This window comes from Rhodococcus chondri, assembly GCF_036327435.1.
GTDB lineage: Bacteria > Actinomycetota > Actinomycetes > Mycobacteriales > Mycobacteriaceae > Rhodococcus > Rhodococcus chondri.
Genome location: NZ_JAUZMZ010000196.1, coordinates 1 through 8,132, shown reverse-complemented (window position 1 = coordinate 8,132; position 8,132 = coordinate 1). Strand labels below are relative to the sequence as shown.

At 66.7% G+C, this 8,132-nt stretch carries 8 protein-coding genes and 1 pseudogene; 3 read left to right on the top strand and 6 right to left on the bottom strand.

What is annotated here, in order from left to right:
* The 3 genes from Q8814_RS26570 to Q8814_RS22595 form a co-directional block, all read right to left on the bottom strand.
* A partial coding sequence (locus Q8814_RS26570; protein WP_408015967.1) for an Hsp70 family protein occupies positions 1–205 on the bottom strand: 205 nt, incomplete at its 3' end.
* 11 nt (positions 206–216) lie between these two features.
* A complete protein-coding gene (locus Q8814_RS22600; RefSeq protein WP_330154219.1) occupies positions 217–1,098 on the bottom strand; it encodes an Hsp70 family protein in 882 nt (293 codons plus the stop codon).
* Between the two features lie 122 nt (positions 1,099–1,220).
* Complete coding sequence (locus tag Q8814_RS22595) at positions 1,221–1,964, bottom strand: ANTAR domain-containing protein (protein WP_330154218.1); 744 nt, start codon at positions 1,962–1,964, stop codon at positions 1,221–1,223.
* A gap of 657 nt (positions 1,965–2,621) precedes the next feature.
* On the opposite strand from Q8814_RS22595, the gene Q8814_RS22590 reads away from it, so the two are divergent.
* Positions 2,622–3,659, top strand: coding sequence for an iron-siderophore ABC transporter substrate-binding protein (locus Q8814_RS22590; RefSeq protein ID WP_330154217.1), 1,038 nt, complete (start codon positions 2,622–2,624; stop codon positions 3,657–3,659).
* Between the two features lie 365 nt (positions 3,660–4,024).
* On the opposite strand, the gene Q8814_RS22585 is transcribed toward Q8814_RS22590, so the two are convergent.
* Entirely contained in the window at positions 4,025–4,387 is a 363-nt protein-coding gene (locus tag Q8814_RS22585; protein WP_330154216.1) for an HPF/RaiA family ribosome-associated protein, read from the bottom strand.
* 117 nt (positions 4,388–4,504) lie between these two features.
* Between Q8814_RS22585 and Q8814_RS22580 the strand changes: the two genes are divergently transcribed.
* Both Q8814_RS22580 and Q8814_RS22575 read left to right on the top strand, forming a co-directional pair.
* The gene (locus Q8814_RS22580) at positions 4,505–5,134 is read left to right on the top strand and encodes a DJ-1/PfpI family protein (protein ID WP_330154215.1); all 630 of its coding nucleotides are present in this window, start codon (positions 4,505–4,507) and stop codon (positions 5,132–5,134) included.
* Positions 5,131–5,580, top strand: a pseudogene (locus Q8814_RS22575) (MarR family winged helix-turn-helix transcriptional regulator); the annotation flags it as partial. The gene Q8814_RS22580 and the pseudogene Q8814_RS22575, both read left to right, overlap by 4 nt.
* Positions 5,581–5,605: 25 nt before the next feature.
* Here Q8814_RS22575 and Q8814_RS22570 read toward each other — a convergent pair.
* Together Q8814_RS22570 and pyk are read right to left on the bottom strand one after the other, a co-directional pair.
* Positions 5,606–6,487 carry an acyl-CoA thioesterase II gene (locus tag Q8814_RS22570; RefSeq protein ID WP_330154220.1) on the bottom strand — a complete coding sequence of 294 codons (882 nt, stop codon included), beginning with the start codon at positions 6,485–6,487 and terminating at the stop codon, positions 5,606–5,608.
* Between the two features lie 5 nt (positions 6,488–6,492).
* Positions 6,493–7,914 carry a pyruvate kinase gene (gene pyk / locus Q8814_RS22565; protein ID WP_330154214.1) on the bottom strand — a complete coding sequence of 474 codons (1,422 nt, stop codon included), beginning with the start codon at positions 7,912–7,914 and terminating at the stop codon, positions 6,493–6,495.
* Between the last annotated feature and the right edge of the window lie 218 nt (positions 7,915–8,132).

The following is an 8,132-nucleotide window of genomic DNA, read 5'->3' as shown; positions in this document are numbered from 1 at the left end:
CCGCGGCGCCGGCAGCGATCAACGCTCCCTGCACCACCACTGTTTTCGGATCATCCAGCGTGGCAACGGGTCCCACTCTTCCGAGGAGGGTGTGCACCAGCGGGATCCGCGAGGATCCGCCCGTGAGGTAGAGCGCCTGCAACCCGTCGGCGGAAACGCGGGCCTGCACCAACGCAGCGCGCAGCAGCGCAGCGGCCGCGTCGATCTGGGGTGCGATCAGCTCCTCGAATTCGTCCCGGGTGAGGAGCAGGTCTTCGCGCCACGGCCCACCGGCGACGAATACTGTGGCCGACGGGGCATCGGACAGGACTCCTTTGCGCGGCGCGCGGACTCCTCGAGGGCGCGTACGGCTCGGATGTGTTCGGGCGCAGAGCCGCGCAGGTACTGCGCGAGATCCGGATTGAGATCGGCGAGCTGGGTTTCGGCCCAGCGTCGGATGAGAGCGTCGAAGTTCTTGCCTCCGAGGGAATTGTCTCCTCTCGCGGTCACCACCTCGAAGCCGCCCGATGCAGTGGCCCGCAGCACCGCCTCGTCGACCGTCCCGCCGCCGAAATCGAAGACCGCCACTGCCGCACCGGGAGCCGGTGCGGCAGTGCGGGTGTAGTAATGCACTGCCGCGCGCGGCTCGGATACCGTGACGACACTCGCGGGGTCGATCCCCGCGAGCGCGGCTCCCTCGATCAGAACTGCGATCATGTCCGGCGACCAGGCCTCGGGATGGGTGAGCACGACCCGCGCCGGGGGGATCGAATTATGCTGGGTCAGGGCCCGGCGATACGCCGCGTGAATCACCGCTGCCGCCGGGAGCACGGCGGGGAGCGGACTACCGTGGACTGCGACGGACGGTCGGCCGATCAGTCGCTTCGGGGCCGGCACGAACACACCCGGCACCGACTCGGCGGCGTTGAGCGCCGCATCGCCGACCGCGAGGTCGTCGAGCGAGCGCACCGGAGTCGACCGGACGAACACGGCAGAGGGCATCAGGTTGCTCTGATGGGCCAGCGGCAGTGTCTGGATTCCACCGGCCGGACGTGTCTCGGCGGCCGCGGTATTCGACGTTCCGAAGTCGATCGCCAGGGACCACGCGCCAGTCTTCATAGGTCAAGAGGGTAGGCAACGGCACCGGCGGCGCGGATTCCATATCATCGGCGATCCCCGCGCGGAGAATGCCGGAAAGGAGGCTGCTGCAGGCGCGGTCGGCCGGACACGACACCGTTCGATCACCATGTCGTCCGACGCGGGTGTCTTTCCGGACCGGAGGCGATCAGCCGGGTGGCGATTTCGACGAGAGGAATGTTCCTGTTCTGGGACATCCTTCGGAGCATTTCGAAGGCATGTGCGGCATCGACACCGAAACGCTCCATGATGATGCCCTTGGCTTGACCGATGATGTCCCGGCTGCACAGGGCGGAAGTCAGCTGTTCATGGATTCGGGCAGCGGTGAGCGCGGCGGCTGCTTGGGTGGCCAGGATGTCGGCGAGCGCTTCGTCGCCGGCACCGAAGGCGTCCGCGGCGTGGGAGAACAGGTTCAGCGCGCCCACATCGTCGCGGTGGGTGTACAAGCGCACCGACAGGCAGCTGAACACTCCCGCTTCGACTGCGGCCGGCGCATACGCCGGCCAGCGTGTCTCCGTGCGCATGTCCTGTACACGAATGATCGGGTCGGCGGTGACAACGTCCAGGCACGGCCCTTGTCCCAGCTCGATCTGCAGAGCATCGAGCGTCGAGGCCAACGGCGTGGTCGCGGCCACAGACCGGAATTTTTCAGGTCCGGTCAGCAGGGTGATGTCGATGCCATCGGCGACGGCGATCAACTCGGCCGCCGCCGCCGTGATCCCGCCGAGCGTGCGATCGAGATCGTCGGGGACGAAGAACTCGCGGGCGAGCAGCGCGATCTGCCGGCTGAGCTCCGCCGGGACTTTCGACACCCCCGCCGCGTTTTCGCGGCGTTCGTCCGAGCGCATACTTCAAGTCTGACCGTTCGGGAAACGGTCCGCTCGGGAATCGGGGGGAGCGCAGTGGACGACCACCTCACGGGCGCCGGTCGCGCTTGTTGCAGTCACGGTGGTTGTGCAGCCCGCTGCTGCCGGAGCGCACCCTCAGGATGTGGAGCCCGGTCCGATCATCAAGTGCGCCAATACAATAAGGCCACCGGTCAGCAGACCGAAGAGTATTCCGCTCAATACGGAGCCGGTCAGTGCCACTCCGACGATTCCGACCGTGAGAAACGCCGCAAGCACAAGTATTGCGAGTATCCGCACGGACGATGCCGCGTGCTCCACCGGATCTGCGCGATGCGTGGCCATGATGATCTCCGTTCCCTCCCTCGAGCAGGATGTCAGGCGCCCCACGCCTGGACCCGTCGTCTTGCCTGCCCGCCACTCCCCACCCCTTCGCCGAAGCCGGTAGGTAACGAAAGCTTATCAAATGTGATACATATCACGCAACCAAATTGTGGTTTATCACTTATGGGTCGCGGAACGGGTGGGCTACGGTGCCGCCGCGGCAGTCCCGGTCACGATCCGTGCGGCACCGGGTTTTGAGATCTGAAGAAAGGTAAGGCTACGCTACCTCCGTTGTTGTGCGCGTCGTTCCGGCGCGGGTCCCGTCGAGAGGTACCCATGCACCACACTCTGCGCTCCGCTGCCCGCTCATCTCGTCTACTCGCGCCGATCCTGGCAGGTGCGCTGCTGCTCGGCGCCTGCTCGGGCAGCGACACCGATTTTGCTGCCGGCGCACCGTCGGGCGAGTTCGAGCCAACCTCGATCGACCATGCTCTCGGAACCGCCGAGATCACCGCGGAACCCGAACGTATCGTGACGTTGGGCATGGGGTCGGCGGAAACCGTGATCGCCCTCGGCGAAGTCCCGGTCGGGATAGAGGAGTATCCCTGGGGCAGCAACGAAACCGGATACCTGCCCTGGATCCACGAGGAACTCACCGAACGCAGTGAGGATCTGCCCACCCAGTTCACCGGAGGCACCGAAGTCAACCTCGAGGCGATCGCCGCGCTCGAACCCGACCTGATCCTGGCCCCGTGGTCGGGTATCACGCAGGATCAGTACGACGTGCTGAGCGGCATCGCGCCGACCGTCGCATACCCGGAACTGCCGTGGACGATCACCTGGCAGGAGCAGATCGAGACCATCGGCACTGCAATGGGCAAGCACGACGAAGCACTCGATCTCGTCAGCGGGATCGAGCAGCGGTTCGCCGATACCGCGGCCGACCACCCCGAATACCGGGACGTCACCTTCTCGTACATCTACAACACCGGGCCCGCCACGCTCGGTGTCTTCCTGCGGGACGAACAGCGCGTCGCGATGGTCCGCGGCCTCGGCCTGACCGTCGACCCTGTGGTCGATACCTTGGAGGAGACCGAAGGCACCGATTCGGCCGTGATCGGCCTCGAGAATGCGCACCTGCTGAACGGGTCCGATCTGCTTTTCACGTTCTACTCGGATCCGGCGAACCGTCAGCAGATCGAATCGCAGGAGGTCTACCAGCGGATCCCGGCCGTCGAGCGGGGTACGCTCGTCGCCCCGGAGGACCAGCCGTTCGTCACCGGCTCGTCGATGATCAACCCACTGACCGTGCCCTGGGCGATCGACCGCTACATCCCGCTCGTCGACGAGGCGGTCGCGAAACTCGGCAGCTGAGCCGTCCCCGGGCGCCGTCGGGCTCGACCTCGAAGCCACTGCTGCCCGGCTCGGGATCGGCGCATGCGTCGTCGAAGAAATCCTTTGGCGCACCGAAGGCTTCGGCCGGCGACCGCAGCAGTCGCAGACCTACGGCCTGCGCGGGCCGTCAGCGACAACAAGCGGAGGTGACGCCCACCATGGGTGCGCTCACGTTCTGTCCGCTGTTGTTGCCGAGCATGTATCCCTCCGATAGGCCGAAGTCGGCCGTGGGGTGACGAGCAGGACCACCGAGTGGTCATCGGTCGGGCTGTGCGCGAGAGCCGTCGCAGAGCAGGTCGGGACCGAACCGGAGGGGAAGCACCACACCTCCTCTCCGCCCGGCGTCAGTGCGGCTTCTCGTCGGCCTTCATGTGCCGGATGGAGGCACCGCCCTTGTGTCCGCTGTCGCGGCCGAGTTTCGAGTCGAGTGCATTGTGCAGACGCTCGACCGCTCCGTCGAAGGCATCCTTGACGGTCGCGGCGTGATGGGTGACCACGACCGGTTGCTGCCCGGCGATCCGTGCTTCGAGGGCGCAGCGTTTGTCGTCGACGCCGGACTTGGCCGCGTTCTCGTCGCCGAGGTGCACCTCGAGACGAGTGATCCGATCGCGAAAGCGTTCGACCGCGGACTCGAGTGTCGCTTCGAGTCGTTCGGTGATGTCCTCATCGATCCGGATGTGGCTGTCCTTGTTCACGTGGATCTGCACGTCGATTCTCCTTTCGGGTGCGCCGACCGTCGGCACCCGCATTCCGGGTACCCGGAAGCCCGGGAATCCACGCCTTCGAACATTGACAGTACACTGTCTATATGACAGGATGTTGTCATGGATGGAAACGTTATCGACACAGTTCATGTCGCTGTCTACGACACCTTCGCCGACTGGGAGATCGGGCACGCGATCGCTCACATCAACAAGCCCCTCTGGCACCGTGAACCGGGCCGGTTCGCCGTCGCAACGGTCGGCGCGACCCGCGATCCCATCACCACGATGGGCGGGCTCCGCGTCGTTCCGGACCTGACCTTGGACGAGGCCACCCCGCACGACAGCGCCATGCTCGTCCTCGCGGGAAACGACATCTGGGCCACCGAGCAGTTTGCGCCGTTCGCCGAGAAGGCGCGCGTCTTCCTCGACGTCGGCGTACCGGTGGCCGCGATCTGCGGCGCCACCGGCGGACTCGCCCTCGCCGGACTGCTCGACGAGCGCGCCCACACGAGCAATGCGGCCGAGTTCCTCGACAGCGTGGGCTATGCGGGCGCGCACCTCTACCGCGACGAGCCCGTGGTGACCGACCGCGACCTGATCACCGCGAGCGCCGTCGCGCCCGCCGAGTTCGCGCGCGCCGTCCTCGAACGTCTCGAGATCTTCGAGCCGAGCGTTCTCGAATCCTGGTACAAGCTCTACGGCCGGCGCGATCCCGCCGGTTTCCACGAACTCATGTCGGTGCAGGGATGAGCCCCGACAAGAGATCGCCTCAGGAGCTGCTCAGCGGGGTTGCGTTGACGGCATTCAGGCTCAACGGCCAGTTCCTCGAGGTGGCGGAGGGCCTCGCCCGCCCGGTCGGACTCACCGCGGCGTGGTGGCAGGTCCTCGGGGCCACGCTGACCGAACCGCTTCCCGTCGCCGGGATCGCGCGCACCATGGGCATCACCCGTCAGAGCGTCCAGCGCATCGCCGATCTGCTGGTCGACCGCGGACTCGCCGAATACCGGCCCAACCCCGCGCACCGGCGCGCCAAACTCGTCGCACCCACCGACGCCGGGCGCAGAGCGGTCTCCGCGATTGCTCCCGCCCACGCGGACACGGCTTTTCGTCTCGCCGAGGCGATGGGCACGGAGGAACTCGCCGGTGCGCTCGACGCGATGCGACGCCTGTCGAGCGCGCTCGAGCGGATCGGCGAGCACGCCGACGCGTCGGCTCGGCAGGTCAGCGCCGAGGCGGGAAGTGCCGGACCAGACCTTCCTGCACCACCGTTGCCACCAGCTCGCCCTCGAGCGTGAAGTACCGTCCGGTCGCCATCCCGCGGGAGCCGGCCGCCACCGGCGACTCGGTTGCATACAGATGCCACTGGTCGAATCGCAGCGGCCGGTGGAACCAGATCGAATGATTCACCGTCGCCGCGACGATGCGGTCCAGACCCCACGACAGTCCGTGCGTCGTGAGGATGGAGTCCAGCACGGTGGTGTCCGAACCGTAGGCGAGGGTCGCCACGTGCAACAGCGGATCGTCGGGCAGTTCGCCGTCGGCCCGCATCCACACCCGATTGTGGTTGAGGCGCTCACCGGTGCCCTTGGCCACCCAGGCGGGATCGTTGGCATACCGCATGTCGATGGGCTTGAGCGCCCCGACGAAATGCGGAAGTCGATCCTCGTATCCGCGAAGACGGTCGCCGATGGGCGGCAGCGCCTCGGGAAGCGGAACGTCCGGTACGGACACCGAATGCTCGAGTCCCGTGCCCCATCGCTGGAACGCGGCGAGCATCACGAACAGTTCCTGCCCGTTCTGGTATGCGGTGACCATGCGGTTGGCGAAGTCGCGGCCGTCCCGGTGCCGCACCACGCGGTACTCGATCGGTTCCTTGACATCGCCACCGCGGATGAAGTGCGCGTTGATCGCGTGGATCGGGCGCTCCCCCACTGTGCGCCCGGCGGCGATCAGCGCCTGTGCGACGAGCTGACCACCGAAGGTGCGGCTGCCGATGCGTCGCTGCGGATGCTGCCCCCGATAGATGTCCTCGTCGGTCTGCTCGAGGTCGAGCAGACCGACGAGGACGCCGAGGTCCGGGCCTTCGGCCCGGGTGTCCTCGATCTCTGTCAACGAGTGTCCTTCTCGCCCAAACGATGTACGTGGATCAGGTTCGTCGAACCCGAACGGCCGGGAGGAGCACCGGCGACGATCACGACCAGATCTCCGCGCTGGTAGCGACCCAGCGACAACAGGGCGGCGTCGACCTGCTCGACCATCTGGTCGGTGGTGTCCACCGGCTCGACCGAGAACGTCTCGGTGCCCCACGTCAGTGCGAGCTGGTTGCGGATGTGCGGCACCGGTGTGAAGGCCAGCAGCGGCAAGCGGGTGTGCAGCCGCGCGAGACGGCGCACGGTGTCGCCGGATTGGGTGAACGCGACGAGTGCCTTCGCGTCGAGGCGCTCACCGATGTCGCGGGCGGCGTACGAGATCACCCCGCGCTTGGTACGCGGCACGTGCGTCAGTTCCGGCACCCGCGTCGAATCGGATTCCACCGCACGGACGATGCGCGCCATGGTCCTGACCGTCTCGACCGGGAACTTGCCGACCGAGGTCTCACCGGACAGCATCACCGCGTCGGCGCCGTCGAGCACGGCGTTCGCGACATCGGACGCTTCCGCGCGGGTGGGCCGCGAATTCTCGATCATCGATTCGAGCATCTGTGTGGCGACGATGACCGGTTTGGCGTTCTCGCGGGCGATCTGGATCGCACGCTTCTGCACCAACGGCACTTCCTCGAGGGGTAGTTCGACACCGAGGTCGCCACGCGCGACCATCACCGCGTCGAACGCGAGCACCACCGCTTCGAGATTTTCGATGGCTTCGGGCTTTTCGAGCTTCGCGATGACGGGCAGGCGCCGTCCGACGCGGTCCATGATCTCGTGGACGAGTTCGATGTCGGCCGGTGAGCGCACGAACGACAACGCGATGAAGTCGACGCCGAGCTCGAGCGCGAATTCGAGGTCGGCGATGTCCTTTTCGGACAGGGCGGGAACCGAGACGTTCATTCCCGGCAGGGACACGCCCTTGTTGTTACTGACCGGCCCACCCTCGGTGACACGGCACACGACATCGTTGCCGTCGACCGATTCGACGACCAACCCGACCTTGCCGTCGTCGACGAGGAGGCGGTCGCCGGGTACTGCGTCCTCGGAAAGTTGCTTGTAGGTGGTCGAAACGCGGTCGTGGGTACCTTCGACGTCGTCGACGGTGATCCGCACGACCTCACCGTTCTCCCAGACCGTACGGCCCTCGGCGAATCGACCGAGACGAATCTTGGGACCCTGCAGGTCCGCAAGGATGCCGACCGCGTTTCCGGTAGCGTCGGCTGCCGCGCGCACGCGGTCGTAATGAGCCTTGTGCTCGGCGTGTTCTCCGTGGCTGAAGTTGAGGCGGGCCACATCCATGCCGGAGCCGACGAGTTCCCGCAGTACATCGGGGTCGGCGGTGGCGGGGCCCATGGTGCAGACAATCTTGGTGCGTCGAGTCACGGGTCGAGCCTAGTCCCCGTGATGCGCGGCCACCATCGGAGGACCGACCCGCCGGCCCGCGGCGGGTGCTCCGCCGGTGGCGTCGGCCGGTGGTTCAGTCCTCGGAGTTCTCGGCGATCTCGGGTGCGTTTTCGCGGGTCGCCATTCCCCCGCTTCTGCCTTCGTCGGCCGGCCCGGGCCGGCCGCCCTTGGGCTCGCTGTCGCCTGCGGTGTCCGGG

Bases quoted from the DNA above. Each gene is read 5' to 3' on its own strand.
- Q8814_RS22580 (WP_330154215.1), top strand. From the start codon at position 4,505: ATGGATGGAAACGTTATCGACACAGTTCATGTCGCTGTCTACGACACC.
- Q8814_RS22595 (WP_330154218.1), bottom strand. From the start codon at position 1,964: ATGCGCTCGGACGAACGCCGCGAAAACGCGGCGGGGGTGTCGAAAGTC.
- Q8814_RS22600 (WP_330154219.1), bottom strand. From the start codon at position 1,098: ATGAAGACTGGCGCGTGGTCCCTGGCGATCGACTTCGGAACGTCGAAT.
- Q8814_RS22590 (WP_330154217.1), top strand. From the start codon at position 2,622: ATGCACCACACTCTGCGCTCCGCTGCCCGCTCATCTCGTCTACTCGCG.